Raw genomic sequence first — 19,280 nt, 5'->3', positions numbered from 1 at the left:
CGCTGTCTCGTTCCGTGAATCGAAATAACTGGGATGGATTGGTCGCACAGTTCCGCCCAATCTCGATTAAACGTCTAGGCGGTGCCTAATGCCGAAAGTGCCGCATCCCCGTGAACACCATCGCGAGGCCCGCCTCGTCCGCTGCGGCGATCACCTCATCATCCCGGATGGAGCCGCCGGGTTGGATGACGGCGGTGGCGCCGGCGCTGGCGGCCTGTAACAAACCATCCGGGAACGGAAAGAAGGCGTCTGAGGCGGCGACGCAGCCTTTGGTGCGGGGCTCTGCCCAGCCGGCGGCTTCCTGTGCGTCTTCGGCCTTGCGGGCGGCGATGCGGGCTGAGTCGATGCGGCTCATCTGGCCGGCGCCGATGCCGGCGGTGACGCCGTCTTTGGCATAGACGATGGTGTTGGATTTGACATGCTTGGCGACGCGCCAGGCGAACAGCATGTCGGAAAGCTCCTGCTCCGTGGGCGCACGTTTGGTCACCACTTTCAGGTCGGCGCGCGTGATCCGGCCTGCGTCCCGGTCCTGCAGCAGGAAGCCGCCAGCGACGGTCTTCAGGAAGAGGCCCGGCGCGGCAGGGTCGGGCAGGCCATCGGTAATCAGCAGGCGGAGGTTTTTCTTCCTGGCGAAGACCGCTTCGGCGGCGGCGTCGGCGCCCGGCGCGATGACGACTTCGGTGAAGATCTCGGTGATGACTTTCGCCGTCTCCTCGTCCAGCGGCCGGTTCAGCGCCACGATGCCGCCAAAGGCCGATGTGGGGTCGCAGGCGAGGGCGGATTTGTAGGCCTCGATGATATTGGGGCCGAGCGCGACGCCGCAGGGATTGGCGTGCTTGATGATGGCGACGGCGGGGGTTTCGCTGCCCAGTTCCCCGATCAGCTCATAGGCCGCATCGGTGTCGTTGATGTTGTTGTAGGAGAGCTCCTTGCCCTGCAGCTGGCGCGCGGTGGCAACGCCGGGGCGGGCCTCGCCGGTGGTGTAGAAGGCGGCCTTCTGGTGCGGGTTTTCCCCATAGCGCAGCGGCTGGGCAAGGCGCCCGCCGAGCGCCGCCCAGTGGGGCGCCTCCTCGCCGATCTGGCGGGCATACCAGGCGGAAATGGCCGCGTCATAGGCGGCGGTGCGCGCATAGGTCTTGGCGGCGAGACGGCGGAGCGTGGCGGGGCTGACGCTGCCGGTCGCCTCGGCCTCGGCCAGCACAGCCTCGACATCGCCGCCATCGGTGCACACGGCCACGAAGGCGCCGTTCTTGGCAGCCGCGCGCAGCATGGCGGGGCCGCCGATGTCGATATTCTCGATACAGGTTTCAAAGTCCGCGCCCGAGGCGACGGTGGCTTCGAAGGGGTAGAGGTTCACATAGATGAGGTCGATGGCGCCGATGCCATGGGTCTCGGCATCCTTCACATGGGCAGGGTTGTCGCGCAGGTAGAGCAGGCCCCCATGGACCGCCGGGTGCAGCGTCTTGACGCGGCCATCCATCATCTCCGGAAAGCCCGTCAGGTCGGACACGTCCTTCACGCCAAGGCCGGCATCCTTCAGCGCCTTCGATGTGCCGCCGGTGGAGACAAGCTCCACGCCGAGGGCGGCAAGGCGCTGTGCCTGGCCGATCAGGCCGGTCTTGTCGGAAACGGAAATCAGCGCGCGGCGAAGGGCGAGCGGGGCGCCGGAAGCGGGGGAGGCCATGGGCGGGCTCCTCAGATAAGGGGTGAACGGGCTGGCGCGGGGGGTATCACTCGCGCGGGCGGCGTCAAGCGGGCGTTTCCCGGATGAAGGCCCAGCGAATGCAGTTCGGCGGCTGGGTGCCGTCGCCATTGGGGTCCGCAAAGCCTGCCAGCACGATCTGTTCGGGCTGCTCCACGCCGCCGCGCGCGAGATAGACGGTGCGCTCAAGCCGGGCGGCCTCGTGGCTGGTCTTGAAGCGCCAGACGGGGCCGGCCTCGCTGACGAGGCGGATGGCGTCGCGGCCCATGATGGCGGTCACGGTCGGGTGCAGGTGGAAGCGGATCTCGTAGGGGATGGGCTTCTTGTCCTCGTTGGGCGCCTGGGCGATGGGGCGGACGAGGGAGTCCTCGCCCGTCAGCCGGTCGCCGATGCCGGAGACGAAAATCCGCCGCCGGTGGAGCAGGCCGTGCGAGGCCTTGTAGCCGGAATGCTGCGCGTCGAGCCAGATTTCGGAGGCTTCCTCAAGGCGTTTCGCGGCGATGCCCTCCGGGCCAATGGCGGCGCGCAGCCGGGTTTCCTCGTTCAGGGCGAAGGTAACCGAATCGCGTCCCGCCAGTGTGAGCGTTGAATGCGCGCTGGTGCGGCGCACGGCGGCCTGCCAGTCGATGTTCACCTCCGGGCTGAAGCCGCAGGAAGTGACCAGCCGGGCCGGGCCATCGGACAGCTCGAAGCCCAGCGCGCCGGCGCGGGCCTGCTCGGCAAAAGGGCGGGGCGGGGCATCGCCGCAATCCATGATGAAGCGCAGGCCCCCGCGCTCGATCTTCTGGAAGCCGGATTTCGGCGCGAACAGGAAGCGGCGCGGCGGGGCAGGCAGGCGCGCCACCGCCGCCTCGACGACCTCCGGGCGGGATTCGTCGCTGTCATGGAAGGGGTCGAGCCCGCCATCGCCGGAGCGGAAGAAGGCCAGCATCGCGCCCATGCGCGGGATCCAGTGCGTCAGCCAGTCCGGCAGGGGATGGCCCGCGCGCAAGAGGGCGCCGGCGATGGTCTGCAGGTGAATGATCGAGGCGAGCAGGCGCGAGGGGCTGCGCGTGATGTGGCCACCATCCGGCAGGATCTGCGCGGTCACCTCGGCTTCCAGGCGCGCGAGTTCCGCCTCCGGGCGGCCCTTGCGGGTGCAGAGCGCCCAGGCGGTGAGGCTGACGGCGCCCTGCCAGCGCGAGGCGGGATCATGCGCCGTCTCGATCACGTCGGAGAGGTAGGCCGCCTGCCGGGCGAGGGTCTCGATGCGCGCGGCCCGGGCGGTCTCCTCGCCCTCGGCAAACAGCGCGGCGCCGCAGCGCAGCCAGTGCCACATCCGGGCGGCGGTCGGGTCGATGCGCCAGGCAAAGCCGTTGAACCGGCCAAAGCGCTGCACCCAGTCATCCACATGCGCGCGGGCAAGCGCGGCGCCGTCCTCGCCCTGCGCCATCAGGTCGGCCAGCCAGTTGAAGCGGTGCACCCGGTCTGCAAAGTGGCGCGAGGGCATTTCCAGCGTCCAGGGCGCCTCGCCATCTTCCAGGGTCATGCGCTGCTGGCCGATCTTCCAGATGCCGCCGCGCAGGGCCTCGCCGCGCAGCTCGTCCGGCGGGATCAGGTTTTCGAGATAGAGCTGGAGTTCGGAGGGCGTCTCCAGCGGCCGGCCCCGGCTGACGGCGGCGACCCGCGCCTCATCGCCGGTGACCCCGCGAAAGCGGCGCCACAGCGCGGCGTCGTCACCGCCTGAACGGGCGCGCGGCGGATCGAACTCTGTGCTGTTCTCAGCCACGGCCGGCCTCTCAAGCGTTGGCGGTCAGGCCGGGATATGCGGCCTCAGGGCCCGGATATTGTCGGCATAGGCGCCGGGTCCGCCACGGAACACGGCAGAGCCGGCCACGATGGCGGTGACGCCTGCGGCAATCGCCCGCGGTGCGGTCTCGGCATTCAGCCCGCCATCAATCTCCAGGATGATGTCGCGGCCGGAGGCGTCGATCATCCGGCGGAGCTGTTCCACCTTGCGCAGCTGGCTTTCGATAAAGGCCTGGCCGCCAAAGCCGGGATTGACCGACATGACGAGCACCAGATCAATGTCGCCGATGACGGGCTCGATCACGCTGGCTGGGGTGGCGGGGTTCAGCGCCACGCCGGGGCGCATTCCGGCGGCGCGGATCGCCTGCAGCGTGCGGTGAAGGTGCGGGCCAGCCTCGGGGTGCACGGTCAGGATATCGGCGCCGGCCCGGGCGAAATCCTCGATGAAGGGATCGACCGGGGCGATCATCAGGTGCACGTCGAACGGCTTCTTAGTATGCGGGCGGAGCTTTTCGATCACTGGCGGGCCAAAGGTCAGGTTCGGCACGAAATGGCCGTCCATCACATCGACATGGATCATGTCGGCGCCGGCGGCATCAATGGCACGGATTTCCTCGCCGAGTTTCGCAAAATCGGCCGACAGGATCGAAGGGGAAATCAGGACGGGCTGCATGTTCCCTCCCTAAAAGGGAACAGCCGGCCGCACAAGGCAGCCGGCTGTCCGGATTTCACATAAGTGTCGCGGTTAACGCGGCCCGGCTTAGCGGGGAACAACCCGCCAGCCATCGGCGCCTGCAATCGCGTTCACCGGGGTGCCGGGCTGGATGTAGATATCCGCGCCCTGGACGATCTCGCGCACTTCGCCATTGTCGAAGCGGATGATGTAGGCAAAGCCGCGCCGGGTGCCGACTGCCTTGCCGGCCTCGTTACCGGCGATGCCGCCGATGACCGCGCCGCCGATGGCACCGGCCGTGTTGGCTTTCGAGCCGCCGCCGAGTTCCGAGCCGGCGATGCCGCCGAGCACTGCGCCGGCTGCCGTGCCGATGATCGAGTTGTCGGAGCGGATGGTCACTTCGCGCACCGAGGTCACCACACCGGTATAGACGGTGGAGGCCTGCCCGACCGCGCCGGGGCTGGCGGTGCCGGGGCCATAGCTGTTGGCGCAGCCGGCGAGCATGAGGGTGAGGGCTGCCAGCGCGCCAGCGGCCATTTTCTGGGCCGGAGCCCGGGAGGTCATCGCCATAGTCATTTCGTGTTCCTTTCGCACTGCATTCCTGCGACTGATGCCCTTATAGCGCAGGGCTGCCTGAATGAGATATGAATTCTGTTCAGGTTTTGCGTTCAGGAATATCTTACAGTTCCGACAGGTTCAGGCCCTGCTGAGGCGGGCGATATAGAACGCATCTGCCTGCCGGCCCTCGCGCGGCCGGGTCAGGACATCGCCGTCCGGGGTGATGCAATCCTCAAAGCCCGGAATTTCCTCAGCTTTCACCGGAACGCGTGTGTAGAGACCCGCCGCGATGGCGGCTTCGACCACATCCGCCCCCTCCTCGCGCAGCGGGGTGCAGACGCAATAGACGACCGTACCGCCCGGGGGGGTCATCTTTGCTGCTGCCGCCAGCAGCCGGGCCTGCACCGCCGGAAACCGGCCTGCATCCGCCGCGCTCTTGATCCACGCGCCTTCCGGATGCCGCCGCAGGGTGCCAAGGGCGGAGCAGGGCGCATCCAGCAGGATTTTCGAGAAAAGCTCCGGCGGCTCCCAGGCTTCTGCATCGGCGACGATCACATCGGCGTGAAGCTGCGTGCGGGCGAGGTTTTCCTTCAGCCGCTCCAGCCGGGGGCGGGACCGGTCGAGCGCCGTGACACGCGCGCCCGCCGCTGCCAGCTGCAGCGTCTTGCCGCCCGGCGCGGCGCAGAGGTCGAGGATCGCCTCGCCGGGCTGCGGCGCCAGCAGGCGCGCGGGCAGGCGGGCGGCAGCGTCCTGCACCCACCAGTCGCCCGTCTCATAGCCGGGCAGGGCTTCCACCGCGCCGCTCGCCAGTTCCACCGTGCCGTCCGCCAGCAGGGCGCCGCCCGTCAGCGCGGCAAGTGCGGCCGGATCGGATTTGGCCGACAGGTGCAGGGCCGGTTCGGCTCGCTGGGCCTCGGCGAGCGCAGCGGCAAGGTCCGGGCCGAGGCTCTGCACCATGCGGGCGGCCAGCCAGTCCGGCCAGATCGCTGCCGTGTCCATCCGCCCGGCGGGGGAGGCGGTCTCGCTCACCCGGCGCAGCACAGCGTTCAGGAAACTCCCGCCGGACCGCGCAGGGTGCCACAGCCGCGCGGCCTCCACCGTCTCGGAAACGGCAGCGTGCGGGGCGACGTCCATGAACCAGAGCTGCGCCGCCCCGGCGCGCAGCAGCGCCCGGATTTCCGGGCTGGTCGCCGGGAGGGGACGGGAGAGCAGCGGGGCGAGGCCCCGGTCGATCCAGCCGAGATGGCGCAGCGCCGAGGAGGCGATTGCGCGGGCGAACCCCCGGTCCGCCCCTTCCAGCGCGCCAAAAGCCTCATCAGCGACGAGCGCTTCATCCAGCGTACGGTGCTTGTCGAGCACGAGGTGAAGCAGCCGGCCGGCGGCCAGGCGGACAGCAGCGCCGCTCATGGCCGGGTCCCCCGCCGCGCGGGCGGGCTGCGATCCTTGCGGGACTGCAGCGCGGCGGAGGGGTGGGCCCGGTTCATCCGAGAGCCTTACGGGATTGCGGCCCGGTCCGGCAAGGGCCGCTGCTGCCGCGCGCCCGGCGGATGCAAACCGGCTTGACGGATGCCACATGCCTGAACAAGCACGAGTTCAGCCAGCACCCACCCACACCCAGTTGAGGCACCCGCCCCATGACCACCCCTCAGGCCCGCGTCCTCATCATTGCCGGATCTGACTCCGGCGGCGGCGCCGGCATCCAGGCAGACATCAAGGCCGTCACGATGCTTGGCGGCTTTGCCACCACCGCCATCACGGCCATCACCGTGCAGAATACGCTCGGCGTCTCAGGCGTCTGGCCCGTGCCGATCAATGCCGTCACAGACCAGATGAAAGCCGTCCTCGCAGACATTGGCGCGGATACCGTGAAGACCGGGATGCTCGGCACCGCCCCACTGGTGGAGGCTGTTGCCGAAACGCTCTCGGAACACGCCCCCGGCCTCGCCCGCGTGATTGACCCCGTGATGGTCGCCACCTCCGGCCACCGGCTCGTCGATGAGAAAGCCGTCGGCGCCATCCGGGCCGAGCTTGTCCCCCGCGCCCGACTCGTCACGCCCAATGCGCCCGAAGCCGAAGTGCTGACCGGCAAGGCGGTCGAAACCCTCGATGGCCAGCGCCGCGCGGCGGATCGCCTGCTCGAGCTCGGCGCCCATGGCGTGCTCGTCAAAGGCGGCCACATCCCCGGCGCCCGCATCCACGATGTGCTGCAGACCACGACCGGCGAATGGATCTTCGAAGCCCCCCGCATCGAAACCCGCGCCACCCATGGCACAGGCTGCACGCTTGCCTCCGCCATCGCTGCCCTGCTGGCCCAGGGCGTCAGCCTGCCCGAAGCGGTCGAACGGGGCAGGGAATACCTGTTCGGTGCCATTCAGAACGCCAAGGGCTTCGGCAAGGGTCACGGCCCCGTCCATCATGGCTGGCTGCTGGACAAGGACGACTGATCCAAGCCCCCGCCTATCCAACAGATTTCACCCCTCATTTCCAATGAAATCAGGGCTATAAAATAAACTTATCCGACCCCCTCCAGACCGGGGTTATACTCCGTCTCAGGATGTATGACCGCCACGCCCCCCTGCCGGACCTCACCTGGCTGCAATGGCTCCTCTGGCCACTGATCTTCGCGCGCCTCATCGCGCTGAAGCTGCAGGTCCGCGCGCAGTATGGCCGGGGCGTGCCGTATCATTACAAGATCGGCCCGTTCGGCGAAGTCCACTTCCTCGGCCTCTGCGCCGATCCCGATGCCGCCCCGGTGGTGCGCCTCCTCGGACATATGCCGTATGCGGATGTTCAATTCTTCCCATCCCTCCCGGCGCGCCTCGCAGCCGCCCTTGCGCCGCACGTGCCCGCGCCGCCGCCCGCCCCGATCCTCCGTGAACGGGCGGCTCCCGGGCGCGCGCCTGCGCCCTGCTTCACCGCCGACACGTCCTAGCCTCTGACTTCAACCCGAATTCAGCGCCCCCTCCCGCACCGGCCCGGCCGGACCTGCGGGCGCAAGTGCCGCCGCGCCGTGGAGCTTTCCTCACACCCCCATCAGATTTCCTCGTTTGCCGCCGCCCGCGCCCCATGCGATGAGATGCGCCTCTCCCTGAGGACACTCCCATGCCCGCGCTGCCTTTCTACCAGGTCGATGCCTTCGCCAGCCGCCCCTTCGAGGGCAACCAGGCCTGTGTCATGCCGCTGGATGCCTTCCTGCCGGATGACACGCTGCAGAAGATCGCGGCGGAGAACAATGTGGCGGAGACCGCCTATCTCGTTCCGTCTGCGGAAGGTGTGTGGCAGCTGCGCTGGTTCACGCCCGCTGTCGAGGTGCCCCTTTGCGGCCATGCCACGCTCGCCTCGGCCCACACCCTGTTCGAAACCGGCGCCGCCACCGGCGATACGATCCACTTCGACACGGTCCGCTCCGGCCGCCTCACCGTCCGGCGCCTCGAGGGCGGCCTTCTGGAGATGGACTTCCCCTCCGCCCCCATCCAGCCTGTTCCGGTCACGGACGAGATCGCAGACGCCTTCGGCGCCCGCCCAATCGAAGCCTGGGCCGGCATGTTCTATGCCGCCCGCTTCGAAAGCCCCGAAAATATCCGCCGCCTCGCCCCGGATATCCGCAGGCTGAAGACATTGGGCGCAGAAGGCGCAGGCTGGGACCGGGGCAATTTCGGCTGCTTCGCCCTCGGCGGAGAGAAAGGTGCAGAGGCCACAAGCCGCTTCTTCGCCCCCGGCTCCGGCATTGATGAAGACCCCGCCACCGGCAGCTGGCACACCATGCTCGCCCGCATCCTCGCCGAACATTTTGACATGCCGGCGGCCCGCTGCCACCAGGCCTATCCCGGCCGCGGCGCCGATATCGGCGTCAGGCTCGAAGGCGACCGCTGCAAACTCACGGGAACAGCCGTGACGGTGATTGAGGGCCGGTTCCGGATCTAAGCCGGCACTTCCTTCCCCGCCCAGTCGAAACACTTCCCTGAATCCTCCGGCCCCAGACGATCGATCACGTCCAGCAGGTATCCCGCCGATACCTCAGGCGTGAACAGCTTCTCCTTTGAAACGCCGGACTGGAACGGCTTCGACAGGCCGGTATCCACCGTACCCGGATGAAGTCCCACGCAGATCGCCCCCGGCGCGCGCCGCGCCTGTTCGATGGCATAATTGCGCACCAGCATGTTCAGCGCCGCCTTCGACGCACGATAGGCGTGCCATCCGCCCAGCCGGTTATCCGTGATCGACCCCACCCGCGCCGACAGCGCCGCAAACACGCTCCGCTCCGCGCGCGGCATCAGGGGCAGCATGTGTTTGGCAATCAGCGCCGGCGCAATCGTGTTGGCCGCAAACACACGCTCGAAGGCTTCCTTGCTTTGCTGGCGATAGCTCTTTTCCGGCTGCAGGCCCTCGCCATCAGACAGGATGCCCGAGGCCACAATGCAAAGCCCCACCGGCCCGCCCGCGCCGATCACCTCGGCGGCCCTTGCCAGCGCCGCCTCATCCAGGAAATCCGCTTCAAGCGCCTCGGCGCCCTCAACGCCCGCCCCGCTGCGCGACACTGCAAACACGCGCGCATAGCCGCCCCGGGCCACCAGCGCCTCAGCCAGCGCCCGCCCGACCCCGCCCGAACTTCCGAATACAACTGCAACCATACCGCAGCATTTAGGACACCGGACAGGTGCGAAAAGAGATGGCCGTGCGATAAGGGGCCGAACCGCTGCCTATCGGATGCGGCACGTCTCCCGCAAACACCGGGCCAGGGTTTCCAGCGCGAGAGAGAGGCAGACACGGCTGGCTTCGGTATCTCCGCTGTCGGACTCCAGGAGTCCGATAGCATAACACGCGCTGCGAGACTCGAGATAATACTGATGGCAATTGATGGCGCAGGCTGTGCGATCATCTTCCGGCTCGCCGGCCGGTCGGGATTGGTACAAGGGCTGTCCGGCTTCGCCTGAAAACTGCGCGAGATAGTAGGCTGAGAAAGACACCGGATCATTGACGTTGAACGGGCAACCGCTGCCATTTACGGAGAAGCATCCCCCTGGGGCGCCTTGTGCGAATGCAGCTCCGGACAGGATCCCAACTGTCAAAGCAAGGCCAGCAAATCTGCCGATATGCATGATCATCTCTCACTCCCTTACCGTTCGACCTGAAGATTACATCGAGGGGGGGTCTGTCAACCTATGGTAACACATCGGAGCATGGGGCGCCAACAGAAACTTCACGAAAGTTACAAGCTCAGACCGGGTGCTGCGCCCGCTCGAATCCACGACTGCAAAAGGAAGGTGGTGCCGCTTAGGTGACTTGAACACCTGACCCCATCATTACGAATGATGTGCTCTACCAGCTGAGCTAAAGCGGCGTGCCGTTGTGGGCAGGCCCCGCATATACTGGCAGGGCGGGAGGGGTGCAAGGCCTCAAAACCTGTCCCCACGCGGTGTTATGCCGGACGCCGCAAAGCGGCGATCCGGGACCTTCTCCCTGCATCATCCCGCACGAGCGGCATTGGCTATACTTCCGTCTGCGTCTCAACCTTCGTCACTCCCGACGGGCAAGGCCCGTCTGGGAGCCCATCTCCTGCAGCTGTCTCAGGGAATATGGAGGGCGCTGGAGATGGGCCCCCAGATACGCTGACGCGTATCGGGGGTGACGAGTACCTCAGCACCCGTCTCCAAACACGGCTCCCTCAATCCTCATCCGGCGCATAGTCGAGCGGCGGGGTCACCTGACCGGTGGCGGCGCGGGGCGGGGCGACGGGGCCGTCATCGGCCATTGGCAGGGCGAGTACGCGGCCCGCTTCCATCTCGCGGCCATAGCTTTCATAGCGCGGATGGATCAGCTCTCCCACATCCCCGAACGTGTAGACCATCCGGCTCCAGCCGGCCCGGTCAAAGTCGAAGGCATTCCCCTTGGGGTCGATGTCAGACCAGTCCGGCTCGCGCGAGGCCGAGGCCGCCATCCGGCCCCAGCGATTGGCTTCCTCCATGTCGCCATAGCCTTTCAGGGCCCGCTCCATCAGCAAGCAGAGGCGGCCGGTGGGGTTCTCCTCCACCAGCAGGGCAAGGCTGCGGATCGCCTCGACCCAGCTGCCGGAATCCATGGCGATCTCGGCGGCGAGGATCCGGCTTTCGCGGTGATTGGGGTTCATCTCGATCAGCGCTTCCAGGCGCGCGGCAATGTGCTGGCGCGTATCCTGCGGCACGAGGCGGCGGGAGAGCTGCGCCAGCGCCGGGTGCGGCCGCGCTTTCCAGCCAAGCTCCAGTACGCCCTGGGCGGCCTTGGCCTTGCCATCCATCATCAGGAAGCGCGCGCCATGATAGGCGGCCGGCGGGAAATCCGGCGCGGAGCGGATCGCATCGGCGAGCGATTTCTGCGCCGCCGGTTTCTCTGCCTGCGGCAGGGCGAGCCCGCGCGCGGTATAGAGCACGGCGCGGCGGCGTTTCAGGTGCAGCGCCTCGATCAGGTCGCGCTTTTCGGCCAGAACCAGCGTTTCCAGCGCCTTGTCCCAGTCGCCCTTGGCCACATGGATGTCGAACAGGGAATTGAACGGCCAGTCTGCGTCAGAGCGCAGCTCGAGGGCTTCGCGGGCGCGCGTTTCCGCCGTCAGCGGGTCGCCGCGGGCAGAGGCGGCAGTGGCTGCGCCGCGCAGGCCGGCCAGCTGGCCGCCGGGCAGGCGGGTGAGCAGCCCCCAGGCGCGTTCAGCGCCCGCCCAGTCATCATTGGCTTCGGCCGCGCGTGCTTCCAGCAGCAGCTTGAGGCGCTCATCCTCGGCATGGCGCATCGCCTTCTTCGCAAGGCGCAGGGCCGCCTTGGCGTCGCCGCCTTCGGCGGCCAGCAGGCCCTCGGCGAGGGCGGCATTGGCCTTGCGGGTGCGGGCAAGGCGCTGCGCCTTGCTGATCCGTCCCGGCAGCACCAGCAGGCCGGTCGCAATCCACCAGGCCAGCGCGATCAGGCCGCCAAACACCAGGATCAGGATGGCCGCAATGCCGGAGCGGATCGAGACGATTTCCTGACCGACAGGGAAGGTCACCTCGCCCGGCAGGCTGAAGGCCCACCAGGCCAGCACGGCGCCGACTGCAATCAGCAGGAGGACGAAAACAAACAGGAAAAACCGGCTCATCGGTTCAGTTCTCCGGCTCGATCAGGCTGAGGCGCACCGCTTCGAGCGCAGCATCGAGGGTGATGCGCCGGTTCGCTTCGCGGGTCCAGCCCCCGGCCACGTCTGCGGCGGGGCCGGTCAGGGCTGAGAGGGCGGTGACCGCCCCGGCAAGGTCGCCCGCAGACAGCTGGCGGCTGGCGCGGTCGAGCGCGGCGCTGACAGGATCGTCGCCGCTATCAGCGGGGCGCACGGTGACCGCATCGCCGAACACCCGGTTCAGCCAGGATAGCTGGGTCTGGCTCGCGGCGGCATTGGCGTGTGCCTGCAGGGCATCGGCGCGCATGGCGGTGAAGCTCGCCTGCAGCGCGGAAAGCGTCGGCACGCCGCCGATGAAGGGGGTCAGGCGGCGCACGCTCTCGGTGTCCGGCGCCGCTGCGCGCAGGGCGCGGTAGTCGGATTCAAAGCCTTCCCCCCGGCGGGCCGCGCGGTCGATGGCGGCGAGCGCCTGAGCCGCTTCGGCGCGGCGCAGCGCTTCGGGGCCGGGCAGCCGGGCGACGGCTTCGGCGAGGCGGGTTTCCAGCGCGCTGAGGCGAACTTCCAGCGCGCGGATGGCGTCTGTCTGCGCGGTTTCGCCCGCTTCGGCGCGTTCCAGCGCGTCAAGGCGGTCCGAAATCGCGCGCAAATCGGCAAAGGCGGTGCCCTCGCCCATCGCTTCGTCGAGGCGGCGGGAGGCTTCATCCAGCTCGCGGATCAGCCCGGCCAGTTCCGGCGCGGCGGGGGCGGTCTGGGACAGGCGCTGTTCCAGCGCTTCCTGGCGTTCCGCCAGCGCCGCGAACTGCACCGCCACCGGATTGCCGGCCGGCGGGCCATCGCGCCCGAGACCCGCGCCAAGCATTCCGCCGCCTGCACCCAGAAGCGCGGCGATGGCAGCGGCCAGCGTCACGCCCGGCCAGCCGGGGCCACCGGGACCCTTCGGTGCGGGCGCGGGATCGGGCGCCGGCTCGAACTGGGCGTCGATCGGTTCGTCATCCGGGCCGGGCGGGGAGGCGGTCTTGTCCGTCATCTCTTCCTTTCGTCTGAATCGCCGTGGCAGAAGTGTGGCACAGCCCGCCCCTGCGGCAAAGCGAGGCGGTCACCCGGTTCAGGCAAGCGCTGATTTAAGCGCGGCCATCAGTGCGGCTTCATTGGGGCGGGCGGCAATCGCGCGCGCCGCTGCGGGCAGATGCGCTAGCGGTTCAGCGGCAGCCTCCGAAATTGCGGCGATGACGGCATGGGCCAGCGGCGGCTGGCTGGCGGCGAGCGCGTCTGCGGCCTTGGCGGAATGGACCAGCACCGCGCACCGGCTGCCGGAGGTGAGCACCTCCAGAGCTTCAGAAGAGAGCGCAGGTGCGGCCTCGGTCCGGTAGGGCGCGGCAAAGCGGGCTTCGAGCCCGCCCGCCTGAAGGGCGGCGACCAGCTGGCCGGCGGCCGCTTTGTTGGCGATGTGGAGGAGGGGGCCGGAGAGGTCATCGCGCCGGGCAAGGATCAGGCCGGCCAGCGCTGCCGCGTCGCCATCGCTTTCCACGACCGGCGTAAAGCCTGCCTCCCTCGCCGCCTCAGCCGTTGACGGGCCGACGCACCAGGCGGCGAAGGCTGCGGTCTCCCCGGCGCGGGCGGCCGTGAAGGCGCGCACGCCATTCGCGCTCGTGAAGACAATGTCGCGCACGCCTTCCAGCGCCTCAGCGGCCAGGCCCGTTTCGACAATGCGCAGCATCGGCGACACGATGGGCCGGTAGCCGAGGGCGGCGAGGCCTGCAGCGGTTTCGTCCGCGCCCGGCTGGGTGCGCGTGACGATGACGGGATGGCTCACCGCTCGTCCCCGAAGACGGGCAGGGCCTCCTTCGCGGCAAAGATGATTTCCTGCGCGACCGCGCGGCCGAGCGCAGCGAGCTGGCTCTCGGTGGCTTCCTTGCGGCAGACCCCGTCGCCGCGCCAGCGCGCGCGGCCATCCGGGCTCAGCACTTCGCCGATCAGTTTCCACTCATCGCCCTGATCGAAGAGGTGCGCGGCAATCGGCGTACGGCAGCTGCCATCGAGCTTTTCAAGGAAGGCGCGCTCGGCAATCGCGGCGGCGGCGCTGGGCGCATGGTTCAGCTGGCGCATCACGGCGACGACATCCGGGTCTGCATCCTCGCGCATGACCACGCCGATGATGCCCTGGCCGGCAGCGGGCAGCATGTCTTCCAGCGGGACCGGCACGGCGACCTCGGCGAGGCCGAGGCGGGTGAGCCCTGCCATGGCCAGGAAGGTTGCGTCGGCCTGTCCTTCCTCCAGCTTGCGCATCCGTGTGGCGACATTGCCCCGGAAGGTGACCACTTTCAGGTCGGGCCGCAGGGCAAGGGCCTGCGCTTCGCGGCGGAGGGAGGCGGTGCCGAGCAGGGCGCCCTCGGGCAGCTCCTGCAGCGCGCGGGCGGATTTCGAGACGAAGCCGTCGCGCGGGTCCTCGCGCTGCGGGAAGGCCACGAACATCTGGCCGGGCGGCAGCTGGGAGGGCACATCCTTCAGGCTGTGGACGGCAAGGTCCAGCTCGCCATTCGTCAGCCCGTCATCGAGTTCGCGCGTGAACAGGCCCTTGCCACCGGAATTGATCAGCCGCTCGGTCGTCAGCTGGTCGCCCTTGGTGGTGAAGGTCACGATCTCGGCTTCGAGGGCGCCGCCGGAGGCTTCCTTCAGGCTCGCAGCGATCTGATGGGCCTGCGCGAGCGCGAGCGGGGAGGCGCGGGTGCCGAGGCGAAGGCGCCTTGCGCCGGGAGTGGTATGTTCAACAGTCATAATCCTCCCTAGCCGGGCTTTGGCGCGTTGCCAATTGACGCCGGAGTGGCAAGGGCGTAACTCGGCATATCGAAAAACGGAAAGACCCCGGAGACTCGCCCATGATGCGCGCTACTTTTTCGGCCCTCGCCCTGATTTTTGCTGTTACCGCCTGCGCCCCTGATACCGGCCCAGCCCCGCCCGTGGCCCTGTCGGCCGAGGAGCAGGCGGCGCTGAGCGAGCGGCTGAACGCCTGGTTTGATGAGAAGTATGAGGAGCAGCTGCTGCGCAGCCCGATCCAGCTGACATTCCTGGGCCGCAAGGACCGGCATGGTGAGGTGGATTGCGTCACGCTGGCCTGCGCTGAGGACAATGTGGCGTGGATGATGGCGGCGACCGAGGAGCTGAAAGCCAGCTTCGATCCGCGCCAACTCTCTCCGGCCGACCGGGATTCTTTCGATCTTTGGGTCTACCAGGCTGAGCAGCAACAGGCGGGGCTCGCTTTCCGCGACAATGGCCTCGTCTTCGACCAGATGACAGCGATCCACTCCTTCATCCCGACCTTCCTGATCCAGTTCCATGCCGTAGACGAGGAATCCGATGCACGCGATTATGTCTCCCGGATTGGGGAGGCGGCACGGGCCCTTCGGGAGCTGATCGAGATTGCCGAGATGCGAGCCGGCAAGGGCGTGCATGCGCCGCGCTTTGCCTATCAGGGGGTGATCGAGGAGTCGCAGAAGATCCTGACCGGGGCTCCGTTCACGGATGGTCCGGACTCGGCTCTGTTTGCAGATTTCAAGGCCGATGTGCAGGCGCTTGTCGAGGCAGAAAAAACGACCCCCGAAACGGCCGCCGCGCTGATCGCGGATGCCGAAGCGGCCCTGACCGGCGATTTCAAGAGCGCCTATGAGGCGCTGATCGCCTTTGCGGAGGCCGACCTTGTGAACTCGCCGGACCCCACCGGCCCGCAGGGCACCAGCACGCAGCCGAATGGCACGGCCTATTACAACCAGATGCTCGCCCAGCAGACGACCACCAGCCTGACGGCAGACCAGATCCACGAGATCGGCCTGCAGGGCGTCGCGCGCATCCGCGGCGAAATGGAAGCGATCAAGCAGAGCGTCGGCTTTGAGGGGACGCTGGAGGAATTCTTCGCGATGATGCGGGATTCCAAGGATGATCCGCGCTTCTACTATCCGAATACGGATGAAGGCCGTCAGGCCTATATCGGCGACGCCACCGATGCAATCGAGACGATCAAGGCGGTTCTGCCGGATTATTTCGGCATCCTGCCGAAGGCCGACCTGATCGTGAAGCGGGTGGAATCCTTCCGCGAGCAGGCGGGCGCCGCCCAGCATTACTTCCCCGGCACGCCGGACGGCTCTCGCCCCGGCATCTATTATGCGCACCTCCTGGACATGAGTGCGATGCCCAAGAGCGAGTTGGAAGTCGTCGCCTATCATGAGGGGCTGCCCGGCCACCATATGCAGCTCTCGATTGCGCAGGAGCTGACCGGCGTTCCGCAATTCCGGACGCAGGCTGGGTTCACCGCCTATATCGAAGGCTGGGCGCTCTATTCGGAACGGCTGGCCTCGGAGATGCCGGGCACGTTTGAAGATCCGTACTCGAATTTCGGCCGGCTCGGCTCTGAAGTCTGGCGCGCGATCCGCCTTGTGCTCGATACCGGCCTGCACGCCAAGGGCTGGACCGAGGAGCAGGCGGTGGAATATTTCCTCGCTAATTCTCCGACCACGGATCTTCAGGCGCGTTCGGAAGTCCAGCGCTATATCGTGATGCCGGGGCAGGCGACGTCCTACATGATCGGGATGCTGGAAATCCTGGAAATGCGCGACCGTGCCCGCGCAGAGCTTGGCGACAAGTTCGACATCCGCGCCTTCCACGACACGGTGCTCGGAGGTGGCGCACTGCCGCTGGCGATGCTGAACGCCAAGGTCGACCGCTGGATCGCGGAGGTGAAGGCGGCGGGCTGAGGCGCGCGCTTCGTATTCAGGTGAAATGGCAGCCGCCTCTGGAAACAGGGGCGGCTGTTTTCATTGGGGCGCCGCCTGAACCCCTCTCCCTTGGGAGAGGGGCAGGGGTGAGGGGGGGCCTACGTCTCAGCGCAGTGATCCCGGGAAGTGTTGCGCCCCCTCATCCCCAACCCCTTGCTCAGGCAATCGCAATGCGATTTCTTTTCTTCGCAAGCCCAAGGGAGAAGGGGCTTTGATTATGATAGCGCTATCAGATTTTCCTTGACCCCGGCGCCTGCCTGCCAAATCCTGTCTTCTCATAAGGAGAAGACCGGGGAGGTTACCGATGTTGCGACAAGCTCTGGCTGCCAGTGCGGCTGTTTTGCTGATGGCGTGCGGCGCGCCGCCGGAGGACCCGTTTGCGGGGCTTCCGGTAGTGAACACCGATGGGACCAATCCCATCGTGCGCGACAAGTTCACCGCCGATCCCGCGCCGCTGGTGCATGACGGGCGGCTATGGCTCTATGTGGGCCATGACGAGGCGGGCGAGGGGGAGATGTTCAACATCACCGGATGGCTCGTCTATTCGACCGAGGACATGCGAACCTGGGTCGATCATGGCTCGGTGATGAAGCCCACGGATTTCAGCTGGGCGATCCGCGATGCCTGGGCGTCGGAAGTGATCGAGAAGGATGGCCGCTTCTGGTTCTATACGACGGTCGAGCATGATGACACCGATCATGGCAAGGCGATTGGCGTTGCCGTGTCGGATTCGCCGACGGGGCCATTCGTGGATGCGCGCGGTTCGGCGCTTGTGAAGAACAGCGATACGGACGGGCCGCACTGGTGGGACGATATCGACCCGACCGCCTTCGAGGATGATGACGGCACGGTCTGGCTCTACTGGGGCAATGCGCATCTCTATTATGCCCCGCTCGCGCCGGATATGATCAGCTTTGCAGATGAGATCAGGCGCGTGGAGGTGGATCATTTCGTCGAGGGGCCGTGGCTGTTCAAGCGGGGGGAGATTTACTACCTCGCCTATGCCGGCATTGATGAGACCGAGCATGACTGGGAACAGATTTACTACGCCACCGCGCCCACGGTGACGGGGCCGTGGACCTTCCGTGGAAAGATCATGGGCATCGCCGAGAACAGTTTCACGATCCATCCGGGCATCGCGGAATTCAAGGGCGACTGGTACCTCTTCTATCACAATGGCGCCCTGTCGATTGACGGGGTCGAGGGCGCGCTGGGGCGGCGCTCGGTGCGGGCCGAGCATATGTATTTCAATGAGGACGGAACGATCCGGCCGGTTGTGGCGACGGATGAGGGGGTGAGTGTGGCGAGAGGGGAGTGAGGGGTTGGTTCCCCCTCCGCCCCTGCGGGGCACCTCCCCCGTAAACGGGGGAGGATAAGAGGGCGTCTGGATGCAACCTCATCCTCCCCTGCGAAGCGGGGGAGGTGCCCGAAGGGCGGAGGGGGCTGCCTGCCTCAAGGTGAGCCCTTGCTTGCTTGCGTGCGGCGCCTACGCTCTCCATCGGAGGATCACGCCGATGGACCTGAATTTCCCGCCGCATGTCGAGGCTTTCCGGGCGCAGGTGCGCGGCTGGTTCGAGACCGAATTCCCGAAAGACATCATCGCCAAATACAAATCCGGCACCCCGCTGACGACAGAAGATGTGCGCCGCTCGGAAATGGCGCTGGGCGCGAAGGGGTGGCTCGCGGCGGCCTGGCCGAAAGAATATGGCGGGCCGGGCTGGGGGCTGGAGGAGCAATACGTCTTCGATGAGGAGCTTGAACGCGCCGGCGTGCCGACGGTGACGCCGATGGGCGTGATCTATGTCGGCCCGGTGATCTACACGTTCGGGAGCGAGGCGCAGAAAGCTGAGTGGCTGCCGGGCATCCGTGATGGTTCGGTCGGCTGGGCGCAGGGCTATTCGGAGCCGGGGGCCGGATCGGACCTGGCGAGCCTTGAGTTTTCCGCTGAGCTGAAAGACGGCGTCTACACCCTCAATGGCCACAAGATCTGGACCTCCGCTGCGCAGCACGCGGACTGGATCTTCCTGCTCGCGCGAACCAGCCGGGGCGAGAAGAAGCAGCAGGGCATCAGCTTCATCTGCTGCCCGATGGACGCGCCGGGCCTGACCGTGAAGCCGATCATTACCATCGACGGCGCCCATGCGCTCAATGAGGTGCTGTTCGATAATGTCACCGTGCCGGAAAGCTACCGCATCGGCGAGGAGGGCAAGGGCTGGACCTATTCGCAATACCTGCTCGGCTTCGAGCGCACCTCCTATGCCCGCATCGGCGGCAAGCGGGCTATGCTGCGCCATGTCCGCGCGCTCGCCTCGGCGGCGCCGGAGGGCAGCAATGAGCGGCTGATCAATGATGCCGGATTCGCAATGCGGCTTGCCTCTGCCGAGATCGCGGTGGACGGCCTCGAAATGACGGTATTCCGTATCCTGTCGAGTGTGGCGGCGGGCGGATCGCCGGGGGATGCGGCCTCAACTGTCAAGATTCTGGCCACCGAGACCCATCAATTGATCACGGAGCTGTTCCTTGACGCGGCCGGACCCCATGCCGGACACAAAGGGCCTTCCTCCGGATCGTCCCCGCGCGATATATCGGCTTACTTCGCGGGGCGGGCGCAGTCGATCTATGGCGGCACGAACGAGATCCAGAAGAACATCATTGCGCGCAAGGTGCTGGGGCTCTGAC

The 19,280-nt window shown here is 67.2% G+C and carries 16 protein-coding genes and 1 tRNA gene; 6 read left to right on the top strand and 11 right to left on the bottom strand.

The window, feature by feature from the left end:
* Window positions 1-85: 85 nt before the first annotated feature.
* From purH to ACK4SV_RS12885, 5 genes are all read right to left on the bottom strand, one after another.
* Window positions 86-1,684 (bottom strand): bifunctional phosphoribosylaminoimidazolecarboxamide formyltransferase/IMP cyclohydrolase, encoded by a 1,599-nt coding sequence (gene purH, locus ACK4SV_RS12905; protein ID WP_409918245.1) that lies wholly within the window; start codon window positions 1,682-1,684, stop codon window positions 86-88.
* A gap of 64 nt (window positions 1,685-1,748) precedes the next feature.
* Entirely contained in the window at window positions 1,749-3,470 is a 1,722-nt protein-coding gene (locus ACK4SV_RS12900) for a heparinase II/III family protein (RefSeq protein WP_409918244.1), read from the bottom strand.
* 24 nt (window positions 3,471-3,494) lie between these two features.
* Window positions 3,495-4,163: a ribulose-phosphate 3-epimerase gene (rpe, locus tag ACK4SV_RS12895; protein WP_409918243.1), complete on the bottom strand. Its 669-nt coding sequence runs from the start codon at window positions 4,161-4,163 to the stop codon at window positions 3,495-3,497.
* A gap of 87 nt (window positions 4,164-4,250) precedes the next feature.
* Window positions 4,251-4,733, bottom strand: a complete 483-nt coding sequence (locus ACK4SV_RS12890; RefSeq protein WP_409918242.1) for a glycine zipper 2TM domain-containing protein — start codon at window positions 4,731-4,733, stop codon at window positions 4,251-4,253.
* Between the two features lie 126 nt (window positions 4,734-4,859).
* Entirely contained in the window at window positions 4,860-6,128 is a 1,269-nt protein-coding gene (locus ACK4SV_RS12885; RefSeq protein ID WP_409918241.1) for an RsmB/NOP family class I SAM-dependent RNA methyltransferase, read from the bottom strand.
* Between the two features lie 227 nt (window positions 6,129-6,355).
* On the opposite strand from ACK4SV_RS12885, the gene thiD reads away from it, so the two are divergent.
* From thiD to ACK4SV_RS12870, 3 genes are all read left to right on the top strand, one after another.
* A complete protein-coding gene (gene thiD / locus ACK4SV_RS12880) occupies window positions 6,356-7,165 on the top strand; it encodes a bifunctional hydroxymethylpyrimidine kinase/phosphomethylpyrimidine kinase (protein ID WP_409918240.1) in 810 nt (269 codons plus the stop codon).
* A 110-nt stretch (window positions 7,166-7,275) separates the two neighbouring features.
* Window positions 7,276-7,653: a hypothetical protein gene (locus ACK4SV_RS12875; RefSeq protein ID WP_409918239.1), complete on the top strand. Its 378-nt coding sequence runs from the start codon at window positions 7,276-7,278 to the stop codon at window positions 7,651-7,653.
* A gap of 170 nt (window positions 7,654-7,823) precedes the next feature.
* Window positions 7,824-8,645, top strand: coding sequence for a PhzF family phenazine biosynthesis protein (locus ACK4SV_RS12870; RefSeq protein WP_409918238.1), 822 nt, complete (start codon window positions 7,824-7,826; stop codon window positions 8,643-8,645).
* On the opposite strand, the gene ACK4SV_RS12865 is transcribed toward ACK4SV_RS12870, so the two are convergent.
* From ACK4SV_RS12865 to hemC, 6 genes are all read right to left on the bottom strand, one after another.
* Window positions 8,642-9,352: an SDR family NAD(P)-dependent oxidoreductase gene (locus ACK4SV_RS12865; protein WP_409918237.1), complete on the bottom strand. Its 711-nt coding sequence runs from the start codon at window positions 9,350-9,352 to the stop codon at window positions 8,642-8,644. The two genes, ACK4SV_RS12870 and ACK4SV_RS12865, sit on opposite strands and share 4 nt — an antisense overlap.
* Window positions 9,353-9,986: 634 nt before the next feature.
* Window positions 9,987-10,062, bottom strand: a tRNA-Thr gene (locus tag ACK4SV_RS12860).
* 324 nt (window positions 10,063-10,386) lie between these two features.
* The gene (locus ACK4SV_RS12855) at window positions 10,387-11,820 is read right to left on the bottom strand and encodes a heme biosynthesis protein HemY (protein WP_409918236.1); all 1,434 of its coding nucleotides are present in this window, start codon (window positions 11,818-11,820) and stop codon (window positions 10,387-10,389) included.
* Between the two features lie 4 nt (window positions 11,821-11,824).
* Window positions 11,825-12,862 carry a COG4223 family protein gene (locus ACK4SV_RS12850; protein ID WP_409918235.1) on the bottom strand — a complete coding sequence of 346 codons (1,038 nt, stop codon included), beginning with the start codon at window positions 12,860-12,862 and terminating at the stop codon, window positions 11,825-11,827.
* A gap of 78 nt (window positions 12,863-12,940) precedes the next feature.
* A complete protein-coding gene (locus ACK4SV_RS12845) occupies window positions 12,941-13,648 on the bottom strand; it encodes a uroporphyrinogen-III synthase (protein WP_409918234.1) in 708 nt (235 codons plus the stop codon).
* Window positions 13,645-14,610 carry a hydroxymethylbilane synthase gene (gene hemC / locus ACK4SV_RS12840; RefSeq protein ID WP_409918233.1) on the bottom strand — a complete coding sequence of 322 codons (966 nt, stop codon included), beginning with the start codon at window positions 14,608-14,610 and terminating at the stop codon, window positions 13,645-13,647. The genes ACK4SV_RS12845 and hemC overlap by 4 nt, the downstream gene beginning before the upstream one ends.
* A gap of 101 nt (window positions 14,611-14,711) precedes the next feature.
* Between hemC and ACK4SV_RS12835 the strand changes: the two genes are divergently transcribed.
* The 3 genes from ACK4SV_RS12835 to ACK4SV_RS12825 all read left to right on the top strand — a co-directional run bounded on the left by ACK4SV_RS12835 (window position 14,712) and on the right by ACK4SV_RS12825 (window position 19,279).
* Window positions 14,712-16,580, top strand: a complete 1,869-nt coding sequence (locus ACK4SV_RS12835) for a DUF885 domain-containing protein (protein ID WP_409918232.1) — start codon at window positions 14,712-14,714, stop codon at window positions 16,578-16,580.
* 325 nt (window positions 16,581-16,905) lie between these two features.
* Window positions 16,906-17,919 carry a family 43 glycosylhydrolase gene (locus ACK4SV_RS12830; RefSeq protein WP_409918231.1) on the top strand — a complete coding sequence of 338 codons (1,014 nt, stop codon included), beginning with the start codon at window positions 16,906-16,908 and terminating at the stop codon, window positions 17,917-17,919.
* Between the two features lie 196 nt (window positions 17,920-18,115).
* Entirely contained in the window at window positions 18,116-19,279 is a 1,164-nt protein-coding gene (locus ACK4SV_RS12825) for an acyl-CoA dehydrogenase family protein (RefSeq protein ID WP_409918230.1), read from the top strand.
* Window position 19,280: the final 1 nt, after the last annotated feature.

Origin of the sequence: Hyphomonas sp., from assembly GCF_046313735.1 — a bacterium.
Lineage (GTDB): Bacteria > Pseudomonadota > Alphaproteobacteria > Caulobacterales > Hyphomonadaceae > Hyphomonas.
Note: the sequence above shows the minus strand (reverse complement) of the source record. Positions and strands in the feature narration are given on the sequence as shown.

What these genes read in the sequence shown, in the direction of transcription:
- purH (WP_409918245.1), bottom strand. Translation starts at nt 1,684, where the DNA reads ATGGCCTCCCCCGCTTCCGGCGCCCCGCTCGCCCTTCGCCGCGCGCTG.
- rpe (WP_409918243.1), bottom strand. Translation starts at nt 4,163, where the DNA reads ATGCAGCCCGTCCTGATTTCCCCTTCGATCCTGTCGGCCGATTTTGCG.
- ACK4SV_RS12890 (WP_409918242.1), bottom strand. Translation starts at nt 4,733, where the DNA reads ATGGCGATGACCTCCCGGGCTCCGGCCCAGAAAATGGCCGCTGGCGCG.
- ACK4SV_RS12885 (WP_409918241.1), bottom strand. Translation starts at nt 6,128, where the DNA reads ATGAGCGGCGCTGCTGTCCGCCTGGCCGCCGGCCGGCTGCTTCACCTC.
- thiD (WP_409918240.1), top strand. Translation starts at nt 6,356, where the DNA reads ATGACCACCCCTCAGGCCCGCGTCCTCATCATTGCCGGATCTGACTCC.
- ACK4SV_RS12875 (WP_409918239.1), top strand. Translation starts at nt 7,276, where the DNA reads ATGTATGACCGCCACGCCCCCCTGCCGGACCTCACCTGGCTGCAATGG.
- ACK4SV_RS12870 (WP_409918238.1), top strand. Translation starts at nt 7,824, where the DNA reads ATGCCCGCGCTGCCTTTCTACCAGGTCGATGCCTTCGCCAGCCGCCCC.
- ACK4SV_RS12865 (WP_409918237.1), bottom strand. Translation starts at nt 9,352, where the DNA reads ATGGTTGCAGTTGTATTCGGAAGTTCGGGCGGGGTCGGGCGGGCGCTG.
- ACK4SV_RS12855 (WP_409918236.1), bottom strand. Translation starts at nt 11,820, where the DNA reads ATGAGCCGGTTTTTCCTGTTTGTTTTCGTCCTCCTGCTGATTGCAGTC.
- ACK4SV_RS12850 (WP_409918235.1), bottom strand. Translation starts at nt 12,862, where the DNA reads ATGACGGACAAGACCGCCTCCCCGCCCGGCCCGGATGACGAACCGATC.
- hemC (WP_409918233.1), bottom strand. Translation starts at nt 14,610, where the DNA reads ATGACTGTTGAACATACCACTCCCGGCGCAAGGCGCCTTCGCCTCGGC.
- ACK4SV_RS12835 (WP_409918232.1), top strand. Translation starts at nt 14,712, where the DNA reads ATGATGCGCGCTACTTTTTCGGCCCTCGCCCTGATTTTTGCTGTTACC.
- ACK4SV_RS12830 (WP_409918231.1), top strand. Translation starts at nt 16,906, where the DNA reads ATGTTGCGACAAGCTCTGGCTGCCAGTGCGGCTGTTTTGCTGATGGCG.
- ACK4SV_RS12825 (WP_409918230.1), top strand. Translation starts at nt 18,116, where the DNA reads ATGGACCTGAATTTCCCGCCGCATGTCGAGGCTTTCCGGGCGCAGGTG.